16 protein-coding genes are annotated in these 22,575 nt (G+C 66.6%); 8 read left to right on the forward strand and 8 right to left on the reverse strand.

Features of this window, described 5'->3' with window-relative positions; genetic code table 11:
- A partial coding sequence (locus KW836_RS22265; RefSeq protein ID WP_162876601.1) for an IS3 family transposase occupies nucleotides 1-97 on the forward strand: 97 nt, incomplete at its 5' end.
- A gap of 293 nt (nucleotides 98-390) precedes the next feature.
- Here KW836_RS22265 and ligA read toward each other — a convergent pair.
- From ligA to smc, 3 genes are read right to left on the reverse strand one after another with little or no spacing between them, the layout of a single operon-like run.
- Nucleotides 391-2,490 (reverse strand): NAD-dependent DNA ligase LigA, encoded by a 2,100-nt coding sequence (ligA, locus tag KW836_RS22270; RefSeq protein ID WP_175122996.1) that lies wholly within the window; start codon nucleotides 2,488-2,490, stop codon nucleotides 391-393.
- Nucleotides 2,490-3,563, reverse strand: coding sequence for a cell division protein ZipA C-terminal FtsZ-binding domain-containing protein (locus KW836_RS22275; RefSeq protein ID WP_175184227.1), 1,074 nt, complete (start codon nucleotides 3,561-3,563; stop codon nucleotides 2,490-2,492). The genes ligA and KW836_RS22275 overlap by 1 nt, the downstream gene beginning before the upstream one ends.
- A gap of 46 nt (nucleotides 3,564-3,609) precedes the next feature.
- On the reverse strand, nucleotides 3,610-7,143 hold the full coding sequence (smc, locus tag KW836_RS22280) for a chromosome segregation protein SMC (protein WP_218344802.1): 3,534 nt from the start codon (nucleotides 7,141-7,143) through the stop codon (nucleotides 3,610-3,612).
- 264 nt (nucleotides 7,144-7,407) lie between these two features.
- Between smc and lplT the strand changes: the two genes are divergently transcribed.
- A complete protein-coding gene (gene lplT / locus KW836_RS22285; RefSeq protein WP_175137318.1) occupies nucleotides 7,408-8,721 on the forward strand; it encodes a lysophospholipid transporter LplT in 1,314 nt (437 codons plus the stop codon).
- A gap of 74 nt (nucleotides 8,722-8,795) precedes the next feature.
- On the opposite strand, the gene KW836_RS22290 is transcribed toward lplT, so the two are convergent.
- Both KW836_RS22290 and tsaB read right to left on the reverse strand, forming a co-directional pair.
- Entirely contained in the window at nucleotides 8,796-9,815 is a 1,020-nt protein-coding gene (locus KW836_RS22290) for a uracil-DNA glycosylase (protein ID WP_218344803.1), read from the reverse strand.
- A complete protein-coding gene (gene tsaB / locus KW836_RS22295) occupies nucleotides 9,812-11,068 on the reverse strand; it encodes a tRNA (adenosine(37)-N6)-threonylcarbamoyltransferase complex dimerization subunit type 1 TsaB (protein ID WP_218344804.1) in 1,257 nt (418 codons plus the stop codon). The genes KW836_RS22290 and tsaB overlap by 4 nt, the downstream gene beginning before the upstream one ends.
- Nucleotides 11,069-11,199: 131 nt before the next feature.
- On the opposite strand from tsaB, the gene ompR reads away from it, so the two are divergent.
- The 4 genes from ompR to KW836_RS22315 all read left to right on the forward strand — a co-directional run bounded on the left by ompR (nucleotide 11,200) and on the right by KW836_RS22315 (nucleotide 14,570).
- Nucleotides 11,200-11,934, forward strand: a complete 735-nt coding sequence (ompR, locus tag KW836_RS22300; RefSeq protein WP_003813882.1) for a two-component system response regulator OmpR — start codon at nucleotides 11,200-11,202, stop codon at nucleotides 11,932-11,934.
- A 4-nt stretch (nucleotides 11,935-11,938) separates the two neighbouring features.
- Entirely contained in the window at nucleotides 11,939-13,366 is a 1,428-nt protein-coding gene (locus tag KW836_RS22305) for an ATP-binding protein (protein ID WP_175123348.1), read from the forward strand.
- Between the two features lie 60 nt (nucleotides 13,367-13,426).
- Nucleotides 13,427-13,975 carry a peroxiredoxin gene (locus KW836_RS22310; RefSeq protein WP_006217982.1) on the forward strand — a complete coding sequence of 183 codons (549 nt, stop codon included), beginning with the start codon at nucleotides 13,427-13,429 and terminating at the stop codon, nucleotides 13,973-13,975.
- A 76-nt stretch (nucleotides 13,976-14,051) separates the two neighbouring features.
- Nucleotides 14,052-14,570 carry a carboxymuconolactone decarboxylase family protein gene (locus tag KW836_RS22315; RefSeq protein WP_013392160.1) on the forward strand — a complete coding sequence of 173 codons (519 nt, stop codon included), beginning with the start codon at nucleotides 14,052-14,054 and terminating at the stop codon, nucleotides 14,568-14,570.
- A 139-nt stretch (nucleotides 14,571-14,709) separates the two neighbouring features.
- Here KW836_RS22315 and KW836_RS22320 read toward each other — a convergent pair whose 3' ends face one another.
- The 3 genes from KW836_RS22320 to ispD form a co-directional block, all read right to left on the reverse strand.
- Nucleotides 14,710-16,824 carry a DUF4344 domain-containing metallopeptidase gene (locus tag KW836_RS22320; protein WP_218344805.1) on the reverse strand — a complete coding sequence of 705 codons (2,115 nt, stop codon included), beginning with the start codon at nucleotides 16,822-16,824 and terminating at the stop codon, nucleotides 14,710-14,712.
- A gap of 177 nt (nucleotides 16,825-17,001) precedes the next feature.
- The gene (gene ispF, locus KW836_RS22325) at nucleotides 17,002-17,493 is read right to left on the reverse strand and encodes a 2-C-methyl-D-erythritol 2,4-cyclodiphosphate synthase (protein WP_218344806.1); all 492 of its coding nucleotides are present in this window, start codon (nucleotides 17,491-17,493) and stop codon (nucleotides 17,002-17,004) included.
- Nucleotides 17,490-18,173 (reverse strand): 2-C-methyl-D-erythritol 4-phosphate cytidylyltransferase, encoded by a 684-nt coding sequence (ispD, locus tag KW836_RS22330; RefSeq protein WP_218344807.1) that lies wholly within the window; start codon nucleotides 18,171-18,173, stop codon nucleotides 17,490-17,492. The genes ispF and ispD overlap by 4 nt, the downstream gene beginning before the upstream one ends.
- 29 nt (nucleotides 18,174-18,202) lie before the next feature.
- Here ispD and mfd point away from each other — a divergent pair, with 29 nt between their 5' ends.
- Together mfd and serB are read left to right on the forward strand one after the other, a co-directional pair.
- Nucleotides 18,203-21,685: a transcription-repair coupling factor gene (gene mfd / locus KW836_RS22335; RefSeq protein WP_218344808.1), complete on the forward strand. Its 3,483-nt coding sequence runs from the start codon at nucleotides 18,203-18,205 to the stop codon at nucleotides 21,683-21,685.
- A 25-nt stretch (nucleotides 21,686-21,710) separates the two neighbouring features.
- A complete protein-coding gene (serB, locus tag KW836_RS22340) occupies nucleotides 21,711-22,568 on the forward strand; it encodes a phosphoserine phosphatase SerB (protein WP_175137311.1) in 858 nt (285 codons plus the stop codon).
- Nucleotides 22,569-22,575: the final 7 nt, after the last annotated feature.

Below are 22,575 nucleotides of genomic sequence, written 5' to 3' on the forward strand. Positions count from 1 at the left end.
CCGACAGTACATCCGTTACTACAATCATGATCGCATCAAGCTCAAGCTAAAAGGCCTGAGCCCGGTGCAATACCGAGCTCAGGCCTTCGGGCTTTAGCTGACCGTCCAACTTCTGGGGGTCAGTTCAAACGCGGGCAGTTTTTTTTGCGCGCTCGGCAAGGTGCTCCGGTGTCTGACACCCGATGAAATGCCATCTCAAGCTGGCGACAATCTCCTCGGGGTGTCAAACCACCATCCCACGCGCGATCCAGGTGTCAGACACCCTATGAGACGCCGCCGCATGTTGACGACCATCTTCCGCGGGTGTCTGACACCGCCCCAAGCAAGCAACAAAAAAGGGCTGCGCGCCGATGGCGTGCAGCCCTTCATTCAACCGCGGCAGCGTCCAGGCTAGGACACGCCCAACAGCGCCTTCAGCCCGTCTTCATCCAGTACCGGCACGCCCAGTTCCTGCGCCTTGGTCAGCTTGCTACCCGAATCCTCGCCCGCCACCAGATAGGCGGTCTTCTTGGACACAGAGCCGCTGACCTTGCCACCGGCCGCCTGGATGTGCATCGAGGCCTCTTCGCGCGTCCAGTTCGGCAGCGTGCCCGTCAGCACGAAGGTCTTGCCGGCCAGCGTGTCGGCTTGCGGCGCGGCTTCGGCCACGGGGTTCACGCCTTGCGCCTTGAGCTGCCCGATTACGTCGCGGTTGTGCTGTTCGGCAAAGAAATGGCGGATCGACGCGGCCACGACAGGTCCCACGTCGGGCACCGACGACAAGGCGTCTTCATCCGCATCCATGATGGCGTCGATGCTGCCGAAGTGCCGTGCAACGTCGCGGGCGGTGGTCTCGCCCACGTGCCGGATCCCTAGCGCGAACAGCAGGCGGGACAGATTCGGCGAGCGCGCCTTTTCAATGGCGGCCACCAGATTGTCGGCGGACTTCTGGCCCATGCGGTCCAGGCCCACGAGTTCCAGCGGACGCAGGCTGTACAGGTCGGCCAGCGTCTTGACGCGACCGCTGTCCACCAGCTGGTCCACGAGCTTTTCGCCCAGGCCTTCGATATCCAGCGCTTTGCGGCTGGCGGCATGCCACAGCGTCTGCTTGCGCTGGGCGCCGCAGAAAAGGCCCCCGGTGCAGCGCGCGATGGTTTCGCCTTCCAGGCGTTCAATGGCCGATCCGCAGACCGGGCATTCCGTCGGCATGACGAATTCGCGTGCGTCCTCGGGCCGCTTTTCCGGGACCGGGCCCAGCACCTCGGGAATCACGTCGCCCGCACGCCGCACGATGACCGTGTCGCCGATGCGCACGTCCTTGCGGCGGATCTCGTCTTCGTTGTGCAACGTGGCGTTGGTGACGGTGACGCCGCCCACGAACACCGGCTTGAGCCGCGCGACCGGGGTGATGGCGCCCGTGCGGCCCACCTGCACTTCGATGTCCACCAGCGTCGTGGTGGCCTCTTCGGCGGCAAACTTGTGCGCCAATGCAAAGCGCGGCGCGCGCGCCACGAAGCCAAGCACCTTCTGCGCCGGCAGCGAGTCCACCTTGTAGACCACGCCGTCGATGTCGTAGGGCAGGTTCGCGCGCAAGGCGCCGACCTTGGCGTAGAACGCCATCAGGCCTTCGGCGCCGCTTGCCCGGTGGTTGTGCACGACATTGACCGGCAGCCCTAACGAGGCCAGCCATTCCAGCATGGCGCCGTGGGATTTTTCGGGCAGTTGCGAGGCCTGGTCCGCGCCGGCCGAGGCTTCGTCGAACAGCCCGCTTTGCGAACCGGGCAGGCCCTGGACCTCGCCCCAACCGTAGGCAAAGAACCGCAGCGGCCGCTTGGCGGTGATGCGCGGATCGAGCTGGCGCAGGCTGCCCGCCGCCGCATTGCGGGGGTTCACGAAAATCTTTTCGTCGCGCTTGGCCTGCGCCGCATTCAGTTTTTCGAAGTCGGCGCGATTCATCAGCACCTCGCCGCGCACCTCCAGCACCTTCGGGGCCGCGCCCTTCAGTTGCAGCGGAATCGCCTTGATCGTGCGGATGTTGGACGTGACGTCCTCGCCCGTCTGGCCGTCGCCCCGCGTGGCGGCCTGCACCAGGCGGCCGTCCTCGTAGCGCAGGCTGATCGCCAGGCCGTCGAGCTTGAGTTCACAGAAGTAGTCCGGCTGCTGCGCCGGACCCAGCAGGCCAGCACCGCGCAGCGTATCGGTGACACGGCGGTCGAAGGCGGCGACTTCCTCTTCGGAAAACGCGTTGTTCAGCGACAGCATCGGCACCACGTGGCGCACGCTGCCAAACGCAGACACCGGCGCCGCGCCCACGCGCTGCGTGGGCGACTCGGGTGTCACCAGTTCCGGGTGCTCGGCCTCCAGGGCCTGCAAATCCCGCATCAGCCCGTCGTACTCGGCATCCGAGACGGAGGGTTCGTCGTAGACGTAATAGCGGACGTTGTGCTGCTCGATCTCGGCGCGCAGCCGCGCGGCGGCTTGCGCCGGATTCTCGCCGGACCCGCTGGCCATCAGGCAAACACGCGCTGGGCGCGCTCGCTGCCGGCGGGCAGGCCCGCTTGTTCAAGCTGGCCGAACAGGACCTGCAGGCGCTCGTCGATGACGGTCTCGGAGCCGTCGGCCAGGGGCTTGCCCTGATCGTCGACGAGTTCAGCGCGCAGGCGCGAGGCCAGGTCGCGGCCCACGTCGACCATGCGGCCAAACGCGCGGGTGTCGGCCGGGCTGCAAGGCACGTCCAGCAGCAGGTACAGGCGCTCGATGCCGCCCATGCCCGCATCGAAAGCAGCCCCGTCCGCACGGGCCAGCGTAAAGCGGGCCACGCCGTTCTCGTTAGGCCAGGCCAGTCGGTTGCCGTCGGCGACGAATCCCACGTCGCGCGCCACGGCCATGACTTCGGCCGCCGGCTGGGCCGAGCCCAGCAGCAGGGTCAGGCCGACCTGGGTGTCCAGTGCCGCGCAGGTGTCGTCCAGGCGGGCGCCCTGCTCCAGCACGGCCTGCTGGTCGGGACCTTCAATGGTGGCGTCGAAGCGTTCGGCCATGTCCTGGGCGCGGGCCCAGGCCTGCGACCATTCGATGGCGGTCAGCGGACCGCTGCGGTTGGCCAGCAACACGGCAAGCTGCATGGATGCATAGGACTCGCCGGCATGGACGCGCGCGCGGTGGCGGCGCTGGTCGGTTTCGGCGAACACACGCATGGGCTTGCGGCCCACGTTGCGCAGGCTTTGCATATACGGCAACAGATCCGCGCCGCGCACGGGCTCGGCGAAGTTGACTTCGATGACCACTTCGCAGGCGGGATCGGGTTCTTCGGCGTCGTCGGCATCGCTGCCGGGATCCACCGGCGCGGGCTGACCGGGCTGGACGCGCGCAGGTTCGCCGCCCATGCCGGGTTCGCGCCGGGAAGCACCGGCCGTGGCGGCGCTAGCGCCCGCCACACCCGCGCCCAGCAGCGGATCCTGTTCGGAGGTGGGGAAGTGGCTCTGCATCTTGCGACGGACGCGACGGTCCTGCCACCAGTTGAATCCCAACACCAGCAGTATCAGCAAGACGCCCAGGGCAATCAGCCCGATCTGCAAATCACTCATGTGTAAATCCCGCGCCTGGAAGGCGGCGCCTTTCTCAATATTGGGTTTATGCCGCTTCGGAGGCCATCATCTGGACGGCCGAATCTATGTCTACCGCAACGATACGCGAAACCCCTTGCTCTTGCATGGTTACGCCGATCAATTGCTTTGCCATCTGCATCGCGATCTTGTTGTGCGAGATGAAGAGGAACTGCGTCTGCTCGCTCATGTTGGCGACCAGGTTCGCGTAACGTTCGGTGTTGGCGTCGTCCAGCGGCGCGTCCACCTCGTCCAGCAGGCAGAACGGCGCAGGGTTCAGCTTGAACAGCGCGAACACCAGCGCAGTCGCGGTCAGCGCCTTTTCGCCGCCCGACAGCAGATGGATCGTGCTGTTGCGCTTGCCCGGCGGCTGCGCCATCACCTGCACGCCGGCATCGAGGATTTCCTCGCCCGTCATGCTGAGCTTGGCTTCGCCCCCGCCAAAAAGCTTGGGGAAGAGCTCGCCGAAGTGGCCGTTGACGATGTTGAACGTCTCTTGCAGCAGTTCACGCGTCTCGCGGTCGATCTTGCGGATGGCGTCTTCGAGGGTCTCGATGGCGGTCATCAGGTCCGCGTGCTGCGAATCGAGGAAGCCCTTGCGTTCGCGCGAGGTGTTCAGTTCGTCGAGCGCAGCCAGGTTGACCGAACCCAGCGCTTCGATCTGGCGCGAGATGCGGCCGACTTCCTGTTGCAGCCAGCTTGCGCGGCGCCATTCGTCGGGCTGGTTGGCCAGGAATTGGGCAAGTTCCTCGCGGTCGACTTCGCGTGCATTGAGCTGTTCGGTGAACTGCTCTTCGGCCAGGCGCGCGGCCTGCTCCTGCAGTTGCAGTTCCATGATGCGCGCGCGGCGCGGCTCCAGGGTCTGCTCCTGTTGCTGGCGGTCTTCGTCGGCGCCGCGCAGCAGCGCGGCCAGGTTTTCGAGTTCCTGGCGGGCGCGCGACAGCGCTTCCTCGCGTTCGGCGCGCGCTTCCAGGGCATCCTGCAGGCCGGCCTGCGACGCGGATGCGTCCAGCTCGGTCAGGTCGCCCATCAGTTGTTCAAGTTCCACCGCGCCGCGCTGGCTCTGGTCGGCGGCCAGTTGCTGGTTGCGTTGCAGGTCGGTGATGCGCACCTGGATGCCGCGTTCGGCGAATTCGGCTTCCTGGGCGGCGCGTTCGAGTTCGCGCAGCCGGGTGCGGGCCGCCTCGGCTTGCGCCGCCAGCGTCTCGCCATCCATTTCAGCGTCGGCAAACTTGGATTGATGCTCGGCCAGCTCTTCGTCCAACGCCTCGAAGCGGGCCTCGGCCTCTTCGCGGGTGGCTCGCAGGTCTTCCTCGTGCGCCTTGATTTCTTCCAGGTCCTGGCGCAGGCGCGAGGCGCGCTCGCCGGACTGTTCGGCCTGTTGCTGCAGCCGCGAGTGTTCCAGCTGGATGTCGTGCACGCGGCGCGTGACCTCGGCCACGCGGGTGCGCGCCGGGGAGATGGCCTGCGACACCTGCTGCCACGCCGCTTCCGCGCGGGCGACTGCGGCGCGGGCCTGGTCGGCGATCAGTTGCTGAGCCTTGATTTCGCGTTGCAGGTTTTCGATCTCCTGCTGGCGGGCCAGCAGGCCGGCCTGTTCGGAATCGGGCGCGTAGAAACGCACGCTGTGCGCGTCGATCAGGTGGCCGGCCTTGACCACGCAGGCGGCGCCGGCGGGCAGGCTCGCGCGCAAGGCCAGGGCCTGGGTCAGGTCATTGGCCGTATAGACGCCGGCCAGCCATTCGTTGAGCAACGTGCGCAGGTCGGGGTCGGTGATGCGCAGCAAGCTGGCCAGCGGCGTGAAGCCGGCAGGCGCCGTCGGCGCGGGCGCCGCGACGGGCAATTGGTAGAACGCCAGCCGCGCGGGCGGTGCGTCGTCGGCAAAGGCGCGCGCCCAGTCCAGGTTGCGCACTTCCATCGACGCCATGCGTTCGCGCAGCGCCGATTCCAGGGCGGTTTCCCAGCCCGGCTCGACGTGCAGCTTTTGCCACAGGCGCGACAGCCCGGCCAGTTCGTGCTTGGCCAGCCACGGTTCCAGCGCGCCTTGCTTCTGCACGTCTTCCTGCAGCTTCACGAGCGCGGACAGGCGGGCTTCCAGGCGGGCCAGGTTCTGGGCTTCGGTCTGGGCGGCGCCCTGGGCGCGGCTGCGCTCGGCGTCGGCCTCGGGCACACGGCCTTCCAGGGTGGCCAGTTCTTCCTGGGCGGCTTCAAGCTGGTCTTCGCCCGCGGCGCGGTCGCCAGCCAACTGTTCCAGGCGCTCGGGATCGGGGCTGTGCAGTTCGCGCAGTTCCTGCTGTAGGCGCTCGCGGCGCTGGTCCAGGGTCTGCATCTGCCGGTCGGCGTCGCGCTGCGTCTGCGCGACCAGCGCCAGGTTCTGCTCGACGCGGGCGAGCGCCGCGCGCATCTCGTCGCGGCCGGCGGCGGCTTCGCGCACGCGCTGCTCGACCGAGGGCAGGCCGGCCTGCGCATCCTCAGCGGTGGCGCGCGCCTCTTCGGTGCGGGCGGCGGCGGCGGCCAGGTCGTCTTCGGCCTGGGCGATCTGTTCGGTGCAGTGTTCGCGCTGGCTGGTCCATTCCGCGATCTGCTGCTGGAGCTGGTCGCGGCGCGCCTGCAGGCGGTTGCGGGAATCGACCACGTGCCGGATCTCGGCTTCCAGGCGGCTGACCTGGGCATTGGCCTCGTACAGCGCGCCCTGGGCGGTGTGGACGGCGTCGCTGGCGGCGTAGTGGGCCTGGCGCCGGGATTCCAGCGCGGCCTCGCCCGCGCGCAGTCCGGCAATGGCGGCTTCCAGTTCGTTCTGGGCCTGCGCCATTTCCTGCGTCTTCTTGGCGCGTTCTTCGCGCGCCCCGGTTTCCTTCAGGAACCACAGCGAATGCTGCTTCTTTTCGCCGTCGGCCTGAAGCTCGCGGTAACGCGTGGCCACTTCGGCCTGGGCTTCCAGCTTTTCGAGCTGGCTGTTCAGTTCGCGCAGGATGTCTTCGACGCGGGTCAGGTTCTCGCGCGTGTCGGACAGGCGGTTTTCGGTCTCGCGGCGGCGTTCCTTGTAGCGCGACACGCCGGCCGCCTCTTCCAGGAAGACGCGCAGTTCTTCGGGGCGGGCTTCGATCAGGCGGTTGATCATGCCCTGCCCGATGATGGCGTAGCCACGGGCGCCCAGGCCGGTGCCCAGGAAGATGTCGTGGATGTCGCGGCGGCGGACCTGCTGGTTGTTGACGAAATAGCTGCTGGTGCCATCCCGGGTCAGGACCCGGCGCACCGCGATTTCGGCGTAGGTGCTCCACTGGCCGGCGGCGCGCCCCTCGCTGTTGTCGAACACCATTTCGACCGACGCCCGGGCGGCAGGCTTGCGGTTGCCCGACCCGTTGAAAATGACGTCCTGCATGGACTCGCCGCGCAGTTCCGACGCCTTGGCCTCGCCCAGCACCCAGCGCACGGCGTCGATGATGTTCGACTTGCCGCAGCCATTGGGCCCCACCACGCCGACCAGCTGGCTGGGCACGGGGATGACGGTGGGATCGACGAAGGACTTGAAGCCGGCGAGTTTGAGCTGAGTAAGGCGCACAGTACGATGACGACGGGGTGGGTTGAACGAAAGGCGTTAACGGACCTGCCGCACAGATTGCAAACCGGCCCAAGAAGGGCCGGCTCTCATATGGGTCGTATGATACCGCAGGCGGTCTTTACCCAGACGTTGGGGCCGGACAACCCGCGGGCAAACGCGCAATGGCTGGCCGCAACGCTCCGGCTATACTCCCTGACACTTTTTGGCACGACACATAATTTTCACGCGGACTGGCCAGGCTCTGGCCGAAGAACGGGGACATTCTTGAAACGTGGTTTCTATCTGGTCATGGCGGCGCAGGCCTTCTCGTCATTGGCGGACAACGCGTTGTTCATCGCAGCGATCGCCTTGATTCAGGAGTTGCACGGCCCTGATTGGCTGGCGCCCATGATGAAGTGGTCGTTCGCGTTGGCCTATGTCGTGCTGGCCGCATTCGTCGGCGCCATCGCGGACTCCTACCCCAAGGGCCGCGTGATGTTCTCCACCAATGCCCTGAAGGTGGCGGGCTGTCTGCTGATGTTCTCGTACGCCAGCATTGGCGTCGCCCCCGAATATCAAACCTGGCTGGTCTGCGCCGCCTACGGCGTGGTGGGCATCGGCGCCGCCGCCTACTCCCCCGCCAAGTACGGCATCGTGACGGAAATGCTGCCGCCGACCATGCTGGTCAAGGGCAATAGCTGGATCGAGGGCCTGACCGTCTTCTCCATCATCCTGGGCACGGTCCTGGGCGGCCTCCTGATTTCCTCGTCGGTGTCCACCGCTCTGCTCAGCCACTCCTTCATCGGCAGCCTGGTCCACACGCCGGCCGAAGCAGCCATCCTGGTCATCGCCTTCGTGTACCTGCTGGCCGCGCTGTGCAACCTGATGATTCCGCGCACGCACGTGCGCTATCCGCCGCAGCAGAAGAACCCCGTTCGCCTGATCCGCACGTTCTGGGGCTACGTCTGCGTGCTGTGGAAGGACAAGCTGGGCCAGATTTCCCTCGCTGTCACCACGCTCTTCTGGGGCGCCGGCGCCACCCTGCAGCTGATCGTCATCGAATGGGGCCGCAGCCATCTGGGTTACCAGCTGGACAAGGCGTCAATGCTGATGGGTGTGGCCGCGCTGGGCACGGTGGTGGGGTCGATCCTGGCCGGGCGCATTCCGCTGCGCCGCGCGCTCGCCGTGTTGCCGGTCGGCGCCATGATGGGTCTCGTCGTGCTGCTGATGCCGCTGGTCTACCAGCCCTGGAGCGTCTATCTTCTCCTGCTGCTGACGGGCGGCCTGGCCGGTTTCTTCGTGGTGCCCATGAACGCCCTGCTCCAGCACCGCGGTCACGTCCTTCTGTCGGCCGGCCATTCGATCGCCGTGCAGAACTTCAACGAACAGCTCAACATCCTGCTCATGGTGGCGATGTACACGCTGCTGCTGTGGCTGGAACTGCCGATCAACGTGATCATCGTCATCTTCGGCACCGTGGTGGCCGTGCTGATGGTGGTGTTCATGCGCTGGAGCAAGCGCAACATGCAGGCCAACCCCGACTTGCATGACCAGATCGGCCAGGAAGGCCACGGCCGCGCGTTGGATTCGACGCACTAGGACAATCGCGCCAAGTGCTTGATGCAGCAACAAAAAACCGGGCAATTGCCCGGTTTTTGTTTGACCCCTGCGCCCTATAGCTCGCGGGCGGCCAGCTTCAGGTCCTGCCAGGCCCGCGCCTTCTCGGACGGGCTGCGCAGCAGGTAGGCGGGGTGGTAGCTCACGATGACCGGGATCTGCACGCCTTCGTCCGTCTTCAGATGATGGACGCGGCCACGCAGGTTGCCGATGGTGGCGTCGGTGCCCAGCAGCGTCTGCGCCGCGAACCGGCCCAGCACCAGGATGCGCTCGGGTTTCAGCAACGCAATCTGCCGCATCAGGTACGGGCTGCAGGCCGCGATTTCCTCGGGCTTGGGATTGCGGTTGCCCGGGGGACGGCACTTGATGACGTTGGTGATGAAAACGTCGCGCTCGCGGCTCATGCCGACCGCCGCCAACATCGCGTCCAGCAACTGCCCGGACCGTCCCACGAAAGGCTGGCCCTGGCGGTCTTCCTGTTCGCCCGGCGCTTCGCCCACGACGAGCCAGCGGGTGGGCTGGGCGCCCTGCCCGACCACCGCGTGACGGCGTCCCTTGCACAGGCCGCACGCGGCGCACGCCACGACCTGCGCCGCCAACTGCTCCAGATTGGCATCCTTGACGGCCTCGGCCACCGGAATGGGCGGCGGCGCCTCTTCCTGGACCTCGACCTTCGGCGCGGGACGCGGCGGGGGGCCGGTGCGGTTCAGGATCGAAGCCGGAATAGCCGATGCGCGGCCAGAAGCCGGCTCTGCCGGGGCGGTGCGCGCCACGGCGGGCGGGGCGACCGGCTCGGCGGCGTCCACCGGAGCAGCCGCCGGGGCGTCGCGCCGCGCTTCGACGGGAGGCGGCGCAACAATCGGGGAATGTGGTGCGGTGTTCGGAGCGCCAGGGGACGCGGCAGCCGGCGTCTGGCCGGGAGTGGCGCCAGACGCCACGGAACCCGCCTTGGCCACCGGCACGGCAGGCGGCGTGCGCAGCCATAGCCGCTCCATGCCAAGCTCGCGCAACCAGATGCGCTGCAACGGGTTGATGCGGGGCGGCGCCGGGCGCGGCGCGGCGTCCATCGGGCTCATGCCGGTGCTCCGTCGGGTTCGCCGAAGCGTTTCTGCATGACGATGGCGTCCTCGCGACCGCCCTTCTCGGCCGGGTAGTAGGCCCGGCGCATGCCGATCTGCAGATAGCCGTGGCCCTTATAGAAACTGACGGCGGACGTGTTGGACGGCCGCACTTCCAGGAGCAGGCCTTCGAGGCCGCGTTCGCGCGCCTGCTGCTCGCACCAGTCGAGCATCACGCCGCCCAGTCCCTGCCGATGCAGGTCTTGGGCCACCGCGATCACCAGCAGATGCGCCACGTCCGGCGCAAACATCAGAATGCAGAATCCCGCCAGCTTGCCCTCCCGCCGCAACGTCCAGGCGCCATAGCCCGACGCCAGCGCGTCCGCGAAGTTTCCGCGGGTCCAGGGAAAGGCCTGCACTTGCGCCTCCAGCGCCACGACCTCGTCCAGATCGGCATCCGTCATGGGCTGCGGGACCGGCGCGGCAAGCGACGGCTGCGCCTTGGGATTACCGCCCTCGCCGCGCAGGCGCTCGGCGGTGGTGAAGGCCACCTTGTCGCGCACATAGAGCGGCGCGGCCAGCTCGGGCGCCAGGGTTTCGCCGCGCAGCCAGCCCTGGCGGGCAAGCCGCGCCACGCTGGCGGCCTGCGGCCGCTGGGCTTCGGCGGCCCGGCGCCATTCGGCGGGCGCGGCCATGTCGGCGGCATAGGCTTCCCAGGCATCGCCAGCCAGTAGCGGCGTCAGCGGCTGCCCGGCGCGGGCCGACCAGTTGGGCAGATGGTGCGCCGTCCAGGGCGCGACCTCGGCGGCGGCAATCAGCATCGGGGCTTGGAGCGTTTCCCAGACAGATTCCTCGCCCGCGGCGTCGCCGCGGCGGTAGACTGCCAGATAGACCTCGTTCATGCGGGCGTCCAGGGCCACGACGACAGCGTCGGCGGGGGTGCCATCGACGTCGGCGGCCACGGCCTGGTGCGAAACAATAGGCAACACCGGGATCCCCAGCCCCAGGGCCATGCCCTGCGCGACGCCGCATGCCACGCGCAGCCCGGTAAAGCCGCCGGGCCCCTGCCCGAACGCCACGGCATGCAACCCGGACGGCGTGATGCCGGCCTCGGCGAGCAGCGCATCGGCCATAGGCAGTAGGCGCTCGGCGTGTTCCTGGGATCCTTCGTGTTCGCGGACGCTGATCTCCAGGCGGCCGTCGACCGCCCGTAAAAGGGCCACGCCACAACGTGACGACGAAGTTTCCAGTGCCAGCAGGTTTAGTTCCATAGATGCAGATTGTACGAAATAAGCCGCAGTTACCCCCGTGTGTAAGGGGGATTTCAACCAGGGATCGCAATGTGTAATATCTTGTGAACGCCCTCTAGCCCCCGGTTCTTGTCACTGTTACATTTCCGGCCATGAATACGCAAAACACCACCCCCACCCGAAAAATCCTCGTCGTTGACGACGATCCGCGCTTGCGCGATCTGCTTCGCCGGTACTTGTCCGAACAGGGTTTCAACGTTTTCGTTGCCGAAGACGCGAAAGAGATGGGCAAACTCTGGCAACGAGAGCATTTTGACCTGCTCGTGCTGGACCTGATGCTGCCCGGCGAAGATGGCCTGTCCATCTGCCGCCGGCTGCGCGGTGGCCACGACAATACCCCCATCATCATGCTCACGGCCAAGGCGGAAGAAATCGACCGCATCGTCGGCCTTGAGATGGGCGCGGACGACTACCTGTCCAAGCCGTTCAATCCTCGTGAACTGCTGGCGCGCATCAATGCGATTCTGCGCCGCCGCGGCACCGAGGAACACCCCGGCGCGCCCAGCCAGGAAAACGAATCCATCGCCTTCGGCCCCTACGTGCTGAATCTGTCCACCCGCACGCTCACGCGCAACGGCGAACAGGTGCCCATCACCACGGGTGAATTCTCGGTGCTCAAGGTCTTTGCGCGCCATCCGAAGATTCCCCTGTCGCGCGACAAGCTCATGGAACTGGCCCGCGGCCGCGAATACGAAGCCTTCGATCGCAGCCTCGACGTCCAGATCTCGCGTCTGCGCAAGCTGATCGAGCCGAACCCGTCCAAGCCCGTATTCATCCAGACCGTCTGGGGTCTGGGGTACGTGTTCGTTCCGGACGGTGGTAGCTGATCGGCTGGCCCGCCCGGTGCAGGAGCGCAGCGTCGTGCCGCGCTTGCGCAGAACATTCAGGAACCTGACATCCCGTTTGCGGCTCGGCTTGTTCGGCCGCACGTTCCTTTTGCTCGCCGCGCTGATGCTGGTCAGCCTGGGCGCGTGGCTTCAAGTATTTTTCAGCATGGAGCTGGGACCGCGCGCCAATCAAATGGCGCAGCGGGTGATCACGGCCGTCAATATCACGCGCACCGCGCTGATCTATTCGCATAACGGCGAACGCAGCAAGCTCCTCCTGGACCTGGCCACCAACGAAGGCATCCAGGTCTATCCGCGCGAGGTCACCGACTTCGCCGAAGCCCTCCCCGACGACGACTACTGGCAGCGTGTGGCGCAGCATATCCGCACGCGCTTCGGCCCGGAAACGCAGATTGCCTGGGGCGTGAACCAGGTACCTGGCTTCTGGGTCAGTTTCCAGATAGAAAAAGATCTGTACTGGCTGGTGTTCGAGCGTGAGCAGATCGGTCTTACAGGCGGAATCGAGTGGCTGGGCTGGGGCGCCACGGCGCTATTGCTGTCATTGGTCGGCGCGGCGGTCAGCGTGGGCTTCGTCAACCGGCCGCTATCCAGGTTGGCGCGGGCCGCCCAGGTGCTGTCGCGCGGCGAAACGCCCGCGGCCCTGCCCGAACAAGGCCCGCTGGAGATCCGCGACCTGAACGCGTCGTTCAACCGCATGGCCAAGGACTTGCGCCAGGCCGAGGCCGACCGCGAGCTCATGCTGGCGGGCATCTCACATGACCTGCGCACGCCACTTGCCCGGATGCGTCTGGAAATCGAGCTGAGCGGCGTGTCGGAAGACGCGCGGCAGGCCATCGACGAAGACCTGGGCCAGATCGACCACAGCATCGGGCAGCTCATGGAGTACGCCCGTCCCGCCGGCACCCTGCCGCAGCTCGCCACCGACATTTCCGCCGTGCTGGCCGAACTGTACGAACGCGAACGCAGCCACACCGCCTCGCTGGGCGGCGAGCTGGACGCGGCGCTGGAACCTGGCCTGCGCGCCCGCATCACCGCGCTGGACCTGAAGCGTATCGTCAGCAACCTGATCGAGAACGCGCGCCGCTACGGCCGCTCACCCGATGACGGGATGGCGCACCTGAACATGACACTGCAGGCCGAAGGCAGCATGATCGTCATCGAGGTCTCCGATCGCGGGCCCGGCATCGCGCCCGAAGATGTCGACCGCCTGCTTCGCCCGTTCTCCCGCGGCGAGGCGGCGCGCACCGGCGTCAGCGGCGCGGGACTGGGTCTGGCCATCGTCGAACGCCTGCTCAAACACGTTGGCGGGTCGCTCCGGATGCTGCCCCGAGAAGGCGGCGGACTGACCGCGAGGATAGAGCTGCCCAAAGCCAAGTTTAGGAATTATCAATTAGACAACGATAATCCATAGCGTAGAATTTATGGTTTTGAGGCCTAGCCTCATCTCCACCCAACAACTACGGGAGTAAACATGAAAACTGTTGGCGACAAACTCGAACCCTTCAAGGTCACCGGCGTCAAGCCCGGCTTCAATCAGCACGAAGAAAACGGCGTGTCGGCGTTCGAAGACATCACCGAAAGCTCGTTCCCCGGCAAGTGGAAGGTGATCTACTTCTACCCGAAAGACTTCACGTTTGTGTGCCCGACCGAAATCGTCGGCTTCAACAAGTTGGCCAAGGATTTCGAAGACCGCGACGCCGTCCTGCTGGGCGGTTCGACCGACAACGAATTCGTCAAGCTGGCCTGGCGCCGTGAGCACCCGGACCTGAACAAGCTGGGTCACTACCAATTCGGCGACACTACCGGCGCCCTGATCGACCAACTGGGCGTGCGTGAAAAGGGTGCTGGCGTTGCGCTGCGCGCCACCTTCATCGTTGACCCGGACAACACGATCCAGCACGTTTCGGTGAACAACCTGAACGTCGGCCGTAACCCGGAAGAAGTTCTGCGTCTGCTCGACGGCCTGCAAACCGACGAACTGTGCCCGTGCAACCGTACGGTTGGCGGCGCCACGCTGTAATTTCCAGCCCGGTCCGGACCCTGCCCTGCAGGGGCCCACGCCGGGCTTTAACTGCGCTAGATTATAGGTAAAAACTATGGAATTTCTTACGACCATTAAGGAACAGCTGCCGGATTGGGCCAAAGACATCCGCCTGAATCTGGACGCCGTGATCGCCCGCTCGACGCTGGCTCCCGAAGACGCCGTGGGCGCCGCCCTGTCCGCCGCCTATGCCGCGCGCAGCCCGGTGCTGGTTGAAGCCTTCAAGAGCGGCCTGTCCGAAGGCGACGCCAACGCCGCCCTGACCGCTTCCGCCCTCATGGGCATGAACAACACCTGGTATCCCTACGTGGAGATGACCGGCGACGCCCAGCTCAAAAGCCTGCCGGCCCAGCTGCGCATGAATGCCTACGCCACCCATGGCGGCGTGGACAAGAAGCGCTTCGAGCTGTTCGCCCTGGTGGCCTCCATCATCGGCAAGTGCCACTTCTGCGTGGCCTCGCATTATGAAAACCTGAAGAACGACGGCCTGTCGACCGAACAGCTGCGCGATGCCGGACGTATCGCCGCCGTCGTCAACGCCGCCGCGCTGGCGCTGGCTGCCCAAGGCAAGTAAACGATTCGCCGACCGCAAAAAAGCCCGCCTGCATCATGCAGGCGGGCTTTTCTTTTGGCGGCGACGTTGCGTCGTTTCCGATGACGCGGTTCTGGCCGGCGCCGGGCCCGTTGCCGCAGCCCGGCGAGTCACCGCCGGATTACTTGCCCGCGGCGGGTTTCACCGGCGCAGTGGGCAGGCCGTTGGCGGTCCAGGCCTCCATGCCGCCGCGATACCAGTAGGCGCGCCAGCCGAGCGACCCGGCGCGCAACGCGCCGTTGTAGGCCGAGCGGTCATTCATGCCCGCGCCCATGAACACGATGGGCGCGTTGCGCTGCCCGCCGGTCTTCTTCTTCAGCCAGTCGTCCAGCGCGCCTTGCAGATGGTCCGCGACGCTGCCGTCCGACCCGGCATCGGGCAGCGGATAGGCGATGGGCAGCGTGTCCCGCCCCGCGCTGGTGTCGATGATCAGGATGTTCTTCTCGTTATTGATCAGCTTGACCAGGTCGGCCGTGGTGATGACATCGGCGCGTGTGTGCTTGACAGGCGTCGGCCCCCGGTAGGGGGACGAGAACAGCAGGCTGGTCGGCGGCACGCCGAAGTCCTTCAGCTCGTCGAAAGCGCCGGCGGGCAGCGCGGGCATGCCCTGCCCCGCCGCAGGTGCTTGCCGCGGCGCCGTCTGCGACCCGCCACCCTTGTTGGCGACGACCTCGCCACCGACCGTGCCCATTTCGATGTCGGAAATCATCACCGCGATGTTCTCGATCAGCTCGTAGCACATCGTGATCGAGCCCTCGCGCGGGTTGTACCAGGCGTTCAACTGGCCGCAGTCCTTGAACGTCACATTGATCGGCCGCGGCAGGACGTAGGTGTTGCCCAGATCCTTGACGCTGTTGGTGACGGCGTTGGACATGGCCGTCGCGAACAGGTTGCCGATCTTGCGCTTGGAGGGTTCCAGCACTACGTTGACCGGCGCGCCGGGCGCGTTGGCCGGTTGCTGGCCGTCCGGCGTCCAGGTGCCCACGCGCGTATGGGGCGCCAACAGGTGGCGCCAGGCCCGGTTCTGCTTGTTGAATTCGTCGGTGCAACGCGCCTTGGTCCGGTCCTCGAACCCGACGTGCTTGACCACGTTCTCGAAGACGGCGGGATTGCCGCCATACATGATGCAGAGCATGTTGCGGAAGCGCTTCAGGTCGCCGGTGTGCTCGTCCTGCCAGGCCGAGTTCGCCGACGCGCCCCGCTTTTCCGCCAGCATGCCGCTGTAGTACCACTGCAGGGCCGCATACGTGGCAGCCTCGCGGGCCATGAAGTTCACGTCCTCGTTGTCGGACGGGTAGATGGTGGGCTCGACGATCCGCAAGGCCGAATACATGTCGACCGCGTCTTCTTCCGCGCCCGTCGACGGCAGTTCCAGCTCGCCGATCAGGGCGTGTCCGAACTCGTGCAGGAAGATGCTGCGCATGATGCCGATGTAGACCGCGACGATGCGCAAGGTGTCCCCGCCGAAACGGGGATATGGGCCGGCGCCGGCCAGCGCCGGGCTGTTGTCGGCGGGGGCTTGGGTGGGGGGCGACGCCGCCGACGGCACGCGCGGCGCGCCGGCACTACCTTGTCCGGCACTACCCCGTCCGGCGCTGCCCTGTCCGGCGGTCCCTTGCGCTCCCACCCCGACCGGCTTGCCGGCCACGTCCGAGACGATCATGAAATCCGCAATGCCGAACGTGCCTTCGTCATAGGCCATGATGCCGATCTCGCTGCCCAGCGCGGCCTCGTCCTCGATATCGCCGATCTTCTGGCCATTGACCAGGAAACGCGCGGCGCCCGGCACCTCCACCACCCGGATGCGGTCGGTGCCGTCCAGTTTGGCGACGTTGGGAACGGACGCGATATCGCGGCGCTTCTGGCCTTCCAGACAGAACAGCAAAATGTTGCGGTCCGCCCGGATCTCCAGCAGGCACAGGCCCTTGCGCGCGTTGTTGTTCAGCGCAATGCCGATGGACGCCTTGGGACTCTTCGAATTGACCATCACGTTGACGTCGGTGATGCGTCCGCTTTCCGGGGCGGGTCCCGGGTTGATGTAGAACGTCTGCTCGCCGCCCGGGACATCGCTGTTGCGCAGGGTGAACCAGCCGTCCTGCTCGCCGACATGCCAGCCTTGCAAAAGCTGCTGCTTGACCGTGCCGGCCAGTGGACCGAGCTGCTTCTCGTAGGCCGCGTGGGCGGAGGTAGCAAAAGCGGCCAGCACAAAAAGTAGCCCCGCGCCACGTAATCGCATCTGAGTGTCCCTGATTAGTCAGATTTCAAGTCGCGCAGCGTAAGTCAGAACAATGCGGTCCGCTTATTCATTTGTTAAAGATGTATGCCAACGTAAAAGCCGCCCGGCCTGGCGGCTCGGGCGGCTTTGAAATACCGGATAAGCGTGGCGCGAACGCCACGCAGCGCGGCCCGTGCGTCAGGGGTCCGTGCGCGCCAGCAAGGCGACCACGGTGGCGGCGATGCCTTCCTTGCGGCCCAGATAACCCAAGCCCTCGTTGGTCTTGGCCTTGATGTTGACCTCGGATTCGGCCAGGCCGGTGTCGTCGGCGATGTTCTTCACCATGACAGGGGCGTGCGGGCCGATCTTGGGCGCTTGGGCGTGCAGCGTGGCGTCGATATTGACCGGTGTCCAACCCGCTTTGCGCACGCGCGCCATGGCCTCGCGCAGCAGCACACGGCTGTCGGCGCCCTTGAACGCCGGATCGGTATCCGGAAAGTGCCGGCCGATGTCGCCCAGGCCCGCCGCGCCCAGCAGCGCGTCGGTGATCGCGTGCAGCAGCACGTCCGCATCGGAATGGCCCAAGAGGCCGTGGGTATGGGGAATCGTGACCCCGCCGATGATCAGCGGCCGGCCTTCGACCAGCGCGTGCACGTCAAAGCCCTGCCCAACGCGAAAAGGAATGCTCATAGCCATTTTTCCATCAGTTCAAAATCGTCCGGCCACGTCACCTTGAAGTTGCGCATTGAACCGGTGACCAGCAGCGGCGCATAGCCGGCGGCCTCGATGGCCGAGGCCTCGTCGGTGACGGTGACGCCGTTCACGGACGCGGCGGTCAGCGCATCGCGCAGCACGCCCGCGCGAAACAGCTGCGGCGTCTGTGCCAACCAAAGGCCATTGCGGTCGAGCGTGCGTTCCACGCGATCGTGGCCGCCCTTGACCGTGTCGGCCACCGGCAGGGCCAGCAGCCCGCCGACCGGGTCGGCCAGGCAAGCGTCGATCAGCCGCCCCAGCGCCTCGGCGGGCAAGCCCGGGCGGGCCGCGTCATGCACCAGCACCCAGGCATCGTCCGTGACCTCGCTGTCGGCCAGCGCGCCCGCGACCGTATCGGCGCGCGTGGCGCCGCCGCAGGCACGCCAGACGGTGCGCGGCAAGCCCGCCAGCGCGGCGTCGACCCAGCCGTCGCCCGGTGTGACCGCCACGCGCACCTGCGACACGCGTTCATCGGCAAGCAGCGCGCTTACCGCGTGGCGCAGCATGGGCTGTCCGGCCAATGGACGGTATTGCTTCGGAACGGCCTCGTGCCCGGGCCGGCTGGCGCGGGCGCCGACGCCGGCGGCGGGCACGATTGCGATGATTGAGTCAGACATGGTGCGGAGATTTTATAATCGTTCGCTTGATGTCCGCTTCCAGCCTGATGCCCGCCCCTTCCTCCTCCGCCACGGCCGCACCGCCCGTCCCCGCCACGGTCCCCACCCTGTCCGCGCTGAAGCCCGGCACGCGCTATGCGCAGCCCCGGCCGCCGGGCTCCGGCGACGCCTGGCTGCTGGCCGATCTGGCGCGCCAGGCCAGCGCGCCGCTGGTCATCCTGACCGCCGAGCCCCTTGAAGCGCAGCGGCTAGCCGAGGAAATCCAGCTGTTTGCGCCCAGCCTGCGCGTGCGGCAGCTGCCCGACTGGGAAACGCTGCCCTACGACGCATTCTCGCCGCACCAGGACCTGATCTCCGAGCGCCTGAACACGCTGCACTCGCTGATGATGAAGACGGTGGACGTGCTGACGGTGCCCATCACCACGGCGCTGTACCGCGTCGCACCGCCCTCGTTCCTGGCCGCCTACACGTTCTCGTTCAAGCAGAAGGACAGGCTGAACGAAGCGGCGCTGCGCGCCCAACTGACGCTGGCCAATTACAACCACGTCACCCAGGTAACCTCGCCGGGCGAATTCTGCCTGCGGGGTGGCCTGATCGATCTGTTCCCGATGGGCTCGGTGGTGCCGTACCGGCTGGACCTGTTCGACGACGAGATCGAAACCATCCGCAGTTTCGACGTCGACACCCAGCGCAGCCTGTACCCCGTGCGCGAGGTGCAGCTTCTGCCGGGCCGCGAATTCCCGATGGACGAAGACTCGCGCAACCGCTTCCGGGCGCGCTTTCGCGAGGTCTTCGAAGGCGATCCTTCCCGCGCCCTGCCCTATAAAGACATCGGCAACGGCATCCCGTTTGCCGGCGTCGAGTACTACCTGCCGCTCTTCTTTGAAGAAACCGCCACGCTGTTCGACTACGTGGCCGACGGCACGGTCATGGTCACCGTCGGCGACATCGACGACGCGATCCAGCGCTTCAACCAGGACACGACCAGCCGCTACGGCTTCCTGAAAAGCGACCGCGAACGCCCCGTGCTGCCGCCGTCCGCCCTGTTCCTGGACAGCGAATCGCTCTATGGCCGCCTCAAGGCATTCCGCCGCCTGTCGCTGACTGCGGGCCAGCCGCATCCGGACTTCCGGGCCGCGCCCGACGTCAGCGTGGCGCGGCGCGCCGAAGATCCCATCGCCAAGCTGCGCACGCTGGTAGAAAAGCGGCACACCCGCGTGCTGCTGTGCGCCGATTCGGCCGGCCGGCGCGAGACCCTGGTGCAGATGCTGAACGAATTTGGCGTCACGCCGGATGCGCAGCCTGACACCATCGAGGGCTTCCTGGCGTCGGACGCGCATTTTGGCATCGTCGCTTCGCCGGTGGGCATTGGGTTCGAACTGCCCGGCGCCAACCTTGCCTTCCTGACCGAAAACGATCTCTACCCCGGATTGGCGACCACCGGCCGCCGCGGCAAGCGCGACCAGGAACGCGCCAGCAACGTCGAAGCCATGGTGCGCGACCTGTCCGAGCTGCGCGAGGGCGACCCCGTCGTCCACGCCCAGCACGGCATCGGCCGCTATCACGGCCTGGTCAACATGGACATGGGCGAAGGCGAGATGGAGTTCCTCCATCTTGAATACGCCAACGGCAGCACGCTGTACGTGCCGGTGTCGCAACTGCACGTGATCGCGCGCTACAGCGGCGCAGACCCGGAAGCCGCACCATTGCACCAGCTGGGTTCAGGCCAATGGGACAAGGCGCGCCGCAAGGCCGCCAAGCAGGTCCGCGACACCGCCGCCGAATTGCTGGCGCTGTATGCGCAGCGCGCCGCGCGCGAAGGCTTTGCGTTCAACCTGCCGCTGAACGATTACGAGGCGTTTGCCGAGGGCTTCGGCTTCGAAGAGACGGCCGACCAGGCCGCCGCCATCCAGGCCGTGATCAGCGACATGACCTCCGGCCGCCCCATGGACCGGCTCGTCTGCGGCGACGTCGGTTTCGGCAAGACCGAAGTCGCGCTGCGCGCCGCCTTCCTGGCCGTCGCCAACGGCAAACAGGTGGCGTTGCTGTGCCCCACCACCCTGCTCGCCGAACAGCACGCGCAGACCTTTACCGACCGCTTTGCCGACTGGCCCGTGCGCGTCGTGGAACTGTCGCGCTTCCGCTCGGCCAAGGAAGTCTCCAGCGCCATCGAAGGCATCAACGACGGCCGGGTCGACATCGTCATCGGCACGCACAAGATCCTGTCTAAGGACGTGAAATTCAAGCGCCTGGGCCTGGTCATCATCGACGAGGAACACCGTTTCGGCGTGCGCCAGAAAGAAGCGCTCAAATCGCTGCGCGCCGAAGTCGACGTGCTGACACTGACCGCGACGCCCATCCCGCGCACGCTCGGCATGTCGCTCGAAGGCATCCGCGACTTCTCCGTCATTGCCACGGCGCCGCAAAAGCGCCTGGCCATCAAGACCTTCGTGCGGCGCGAGGACGGCAGCACGCTGCGCGAAGCCCTGCTGCGCGAGCTCAAGCGCGGCGGCCAGTGCTACTTCCTGCACAACGAGGTCGAGACCATCCATAACCGCCGCGCGCGCCTGGAAGAGCTGGTGCCCGAGGCCCGGATCGCCGTCGCGCACGGCCAGATGCCCGAGCGCGAACTCGAACAGGTGATGAAGGGCTTCTACCAGCAGCGCTACAACGTCCTGCTGTGCACCACCATCATCGAAACCGGCATCGACGTGCCCAGCGCCAACACCATCGTGATCCACCGCGCTGACCGCTTCGGTCTGGCGCAGCTGCACCAGCTGCGCGGCCGCGTCGGGCGATCGCACCACCAGGCCTACGCCTACCTGCTGACCCCGGGCGAGGACGCGATCACCAGCAACGCCAAGAAGCGGCTGGAAGCCATCCAGGCCATGGAAGAGCTGGGCTCGGGCTTTTACCTGGCCATGCACGACCTCGAAATCCGCGGCACCGGCGAAGTCCTGGGCGACTCGCAGTCGGGCAACATCCAGGAAGTCGGCTTCTCGATGTACAACGAGATGCTCAACGAGGCCGTGCGCGCCCTGCGCGCGGGCGAAGAGCCCGACCTGGACGCGCCCTTCAACCTGGCGTGCGAAGTCAATCTGCACGCCCCGGCGCTGCTGCCGTCCGACTACTGCGCCGACGTGCACGCGCGCCTGGCCATCTACAAGCGGCTGGCGCACGCGGCCGACGAAGACGACCTGATTCACATCCAGGAAGAATTGATCGACCGTTTCGGCAAACTGCCGGAGGCGGCGCAGACGCTGCTGGCCACGCACCGCCTGCGCCTCGCCGCCCAACCGCTAGGCATCGTCAAGATCGATGCCAGCGAAGCGCAGGCGCTGATCCAGTTCGGCCCCAAGACCTCGGTCGATCCGGCCCGCATCATCGAGCTTGTCCAGCGGCAGCGGCACATCAAGCTGGCCGGGCAGGACAAGTTGCGCGTCGAGATCAAGGCGCCTCAAGTCCCGGCCCGTGCCGACGCCGTGCGCGCCGTTCTGCGCGCCCTGAAGTAATTCCCGACACCCTTACCCATCCGCCATGACTACCCACAATCTCGTCGTCCAATCCCCCGGCCTCGCCATCGAACATGCGGAGCAGCTTGCCGCGCTGGCCCAGGCCCAGGGCGTGGCGCGCATCAGCAACACCGCCGCCCGCCTGCTCGACGTGCAACACGACGACGAGACGCGCGCCGTGGTGGGCGCCTGGGCCGAAGCGCGCGGCGTCGACGCTGCCTTCGTGCCCGCCGGCCTGAAGCTGGCCCACTGCAAGATCCTGGCCATGGACATGGACTCGACCCTGATCAACATCGAGTGCATCGACGAGATCGCGGGCGTGGTGGGCGTGAAGGACAAGGTGTCGGAGATCACCGAAGCCGCCATGCGCGGCGAGATCAAGGATTTCGCGGAAAGCCTGCGCCGCCGGGTTGCGCTGCTCAAGGGCGCGCCCGCTGGCGCGCTGGACGAGGTCTACGAGGAAAAGCTGCGCCTGAATCCGGGCGCCGAGCGTCTGATCACCACGGCCCAGGCCGCCGGCATCAAGGTGCTGCTGGTGTCGGGCGGCTTCACCTTCTTCACCGAGCGCCTGCGCGCCCGCCTGAACCTGGACAGCGCTCATGCCAACACGCTCGAGATCGAAAATGGCGTGCTGACCGGCCGCGTGCTGGGCGACATCCTGGACGCCGACGCCAAGGCCACGCACCTGCGCGAGTTCGCGCGCACGCACGGCGCCTCGACGGACCAGATCATCGCCATGGGCGACGGCGCCAACGACCTGAAGATGCTGGCCAACGCCGGCTTCCCGGTGGCCTACCACGCCAAGCCGCTGGTGCGTCAGCAGACGCGCTATGCGCTCAATGTCTCGGGATTGGACGGCGTGCTGAACTGGTTCGAAAGCTGATCCTGCG

Source organism: Achromobacter sp. ACM05 (genome assembly GCF_019218915.1).
Classification (GTDB): Bacteria; Pseudomonadota; Gammaproteobacteria; order Burkholderiales; family Burkholderiaceae_B; genus Achromobacter; species Achromobacter animicus.

Excerpts from the sequence above, each read along its gene's own strand:
- ligA (WP_175122996.1), bottom strand. The coding sequence starts at position 2,490 with ATGGCCAGCGGGTCCGGCGAGAATCCGGCGCAAGCCGCCGCGCGGCTG.
- KW836_RS22275 (WP_175184227.1), bottom strand. The coding sequence starts at position 3,563 with ATGAGTGATTTGCAGATCGGGCTGATTGCCCTGGGCGTCTTGCTGATA.
- KW836_RS22290 (WP_218344803.1), bottom strand. The coding sequence starts at position 9,815 with ATGAGCCCGATGGACGCCGCGCCGCGCCCGGCGCCGCCCCGCATCAAC.
- tsaB (WP_218344804.1), bottom strand. The coding sequence starts at position 11,068 with ATGGAACTAAACCTGCTGGCACTGGAAACTTCGTCGTCACGTTGTGGC.
- ompR (WP_003813882.1), top strand. The coding sequence starts at position 11,200 with ATGAATACGCAAAACACCACCCCCACCCGAAAAATCCTCGTCGTTGAC.
- KW836_RS22310 (WP_006217982.1), top strand. The coding sequence starts at position 13,427 with ATGAAAACTGTTGGCGACAAACTCGAACCCTTCAAGGTCACCGGCGTC.
- KW836_RS22315 (WP_013392160.1), top strand. The coding sequence starts at position 14,052 with ATGGAATTTCTTACGACCATTAAGGAACAGCTGCCGGATTGGGCCAAA.
- KW836_RS22320 (WP_218344805.1), bottom strand. The coding sequence starts at position 16,824 with ATGCGATTACGTGGCGCGGGGCTACTTTTTGTGCTGGCCGCTTTTGCT.
- ispF (WP_218344806.1), bottom strand. The coding sequence starts at position 17,493 with ATGAGCATTCCTTTTCGCGTTGGGCAGGGCTTTGACGTGCACGCGCTG.
- ispD (WP_218344807.1), bottom strand. The coding sequence starts at position 18,173 with ATGTCTGACTCAATCATCGCAATCGTGCCCGCCGCCGGCGTCGGCGCC.
- mfd (WP_218344808.1), top strand. The coding sequence starts at position 18,203 with ATGTCCGCTTCCAGCCTGATGCCCGCCCCTTCCTCCTCCGCCACGGCC.
- serB (WP_175137311.1), top strand. The coding sequence starts at position 21,711 with ATGACTACCCACAATCTCGTCGTCCAATCCCCCGGCCTCGCCATCGAA.